This window comes from Rummeliibacillus pycnus (genome assembly GCF_050459865.1).
Taxonomy (GTDB): Bacteria; Bacillota; Bacilli; order Bacillales_A; family Planococcaceae; genus Rummeliibacillus; species Rummeliibacillus pycnus_B.
On record NZ_JBCMNM010000123.1, the window covers coordinates 1 to 2,177 of the forward strand.

Sequence of the window (2,177 nt, forward strand, 5' to 3'; positions counted from 1 at the left end):
TTATGAAATTGATTCATTTATAAAAAATACCCATTAACAATTTGTAATCATATGAACAGTGCGATTAAATGTCGCACTGTTTTTTGACAATTCTATATTTTTTTATTTTATTTAATAATTTTTTGTGACAAACCCAAAAATTCATGTTACTATATCCTTGGATTCTATATAAATCCTATAAGAATACTAGGAGGTAAGGAAATGAAGAAATTGGTTTCGATTATGTCATTGCTACTTGCTTTAACTTTAGTACTTGCAGCATGTGGCTCTAACACTAACAATGAAGGAAAGAAATCTGCGACGACAGATTTCTACGATACTGTAAAAAAAGAAGGCGTATTAAAAGTTGGTACAGAAGGTACATATCCACCTTTTACATTCCATGATCAATCTAATAAACTTACAGGTTTTGACATAGATATTGCAACTGAAGTAGCAAAACGTTTAGGTGTTAAAGTTGAATTTAAAGAAACACAATGGGATGGAATGTTTGCAGGACTTGATGCCAAACGCTTTGATATGATTGCGAACCAAGTTGGTATTCAACCTGAACGTCAAAAGAAATATGATTTTTCTGATCCATACATTGAATCAGGAGCTGTATTGATTGTAAACAAAGATAACAATGAAATTAAGTCATTTGCTGATATCAAAGGGAAAAAAGCAGCACAATCTTTAACAAGTAACTATGGTAAATTAGCACAAAAGAATGGCGCTAATATCGAAGGAGTAGAAGGTTTTACACAAGCCATCTCACTTATCCAATCAAATCGTGTTGATGCAACGATTAATGATAAATTATCATTCTTAGATTATAAAAAAACACATTCAAATGCTCCAATTAAAATTGTAGATTCAGAGTCAAATTTATCACAAAGTGGTTTAATGTTTAGAAAAGGTAGCGACAAGTTAGTGGAAGCAGTCGATAAAGCATTAAATGATATGAAATCTGACGGAACTTACGCAAAAATCTCTAACAAATGGTTTGGCGAAGATGTTTCTCCTAAATAGTATTTTCCAAGATCCTGAGCGAGTTAACCAATTATGGTCAATCGCTCAGTCTTCCCTTTTACCTATGGTAGAGGGAGCTATAAAATACACTATTCCACTAACAATCATTTCTTTTGTTCTGGGACTAATACTAGCAGTTTTAACTGCATTAGCCCGATTATCTACAAGAAAAATATTAAATTACATTGCGCGTATTTATGTTTCAATCATTCGTGGCACGCCATTACTTGTACAATTATTTATTATCTTTTATGGATTACCGAATTTAGGTTTTACAATTGACCCATTTCCTTCAGCAATTATTGGTTTTTCATTAAGTGTAGGAGCCTATGCTTCTGAAATTATCCGAGCTGCAATTTTATCTATTCCAAAAGGACAATGGGAAGCTGGTTATTCAATCGGTATGACTTATACAAAAACACTTAGACGAATTGTTTTACCACAAGCTGCTCGTGTTTCAATTCCACCATTATCTAATACTTTTATTAGCCTTGTAAAAGATACATCACTTGCATCACTTGTTCTTGTATCTGAAATGTTCAGAAAAGCCCAAGAAATAGCTGCTACAAACTATGAATTTTTATTACTCTATTCAGAAGTAGCTATTTTATATTGGATTATATGTACGATATTATCTACTATTCAAGGACGGGTTGAATCAAAACTCGATCGATATGTAGCTAAATAAAAGTAGTAGTAACTAAAGGAGTTTTTACGATGATCAGCATAAAAAATCTTCATAAATCTTTTGGTGATTTAGAAGTGTTAAAAGGCATTAACTTAGAGATTAAACGTGGAAAAGTTATTGTCATTATTGGCCCTTCTGGTTCTGGTAAAACAACTTTTTTAAGATGCTTGAATCTACTTGAAATTCCTTCATTAGGTTCAGTAGAAATAGATGGTCACTTAATAGATTTTAATCAGAAAAAAATAGCAAAAAAATCGATTGTTTCTTTTCGAAGTTTAACAGGAATGGTTTTTCAGAATTATAACTTGTTCCCCCATAAAACTGTCTTAGAAAATGTGATGGAAGGACCTGTAATTGTTCAGGGAATTCCAAAGCAGCAAGCGAAAGAAAAAGCAATTTCGTTACTCAAAAAAGTAGGATTATCCGATAAATTAGACTTCTTTCCATCGCAATTATCAGGTGGTCAGCAACAACGTGT

The 2,177-nt window shown here is 32.2% G+C and carries 3 protein-coding genes; all 3 read left to right on the forward strand.

What is annotated here, in order from left to right:
* Positions 1 to 201: 201 nt before the first annotated feature.
* Entirely contained in the window at positions 202 to 1,011 is an 810-nt protein-coding gene (locus tag ABE048_RS19875) for an amino acid ABC transporter substrate-binding protein (RefSeq protein WP_430313032.1), read from the forward strand.
* The gene (locus ABE048_RS19880) at positions 995 to 1,699 is read left to right on the forward strand and encodes an amino acid ABC transporter permease (RefSeq protein ID WP_430313033.1); all 705 of its coding nucleotides are present in this window, start codon (positions 995 to 997) and stop codon (positions 1,697 to 1,699) included. The genes ABE048_RS19875 and ABE048_RS19880 overlap by 17 nt, the downstream gene beginning before the upstream one ends.
* 29 nt (positions 1,700 to 1,728) lie before the next feature.
* Positions 1,729 to 2,177: amino acid ABC transporter ATP-binding protein (locus tag ABE048_RS19885; RefSeq protein WP_430313034.1), on the forward strand; the 449-nt coding region annotated here is incomplete at its 3' end.

Bases quoted from the DNA above. Each gene is read 5' to 3' on its own strand.
- ABE048_RS19875 (WP_430313032.1), top strand. From the start codon at position 202: ATGAAGAAATTGGTTTCGATTATGTCATTGCTACTTGCTTTAACTTTA.
- ABE048_RS19880 (WP_430313033.1), top strand. From the start codon at position 995: ATGTTTCTCCTAAATAGTATTTTCCAAGATCCTGAGCGAGTTAACCAA.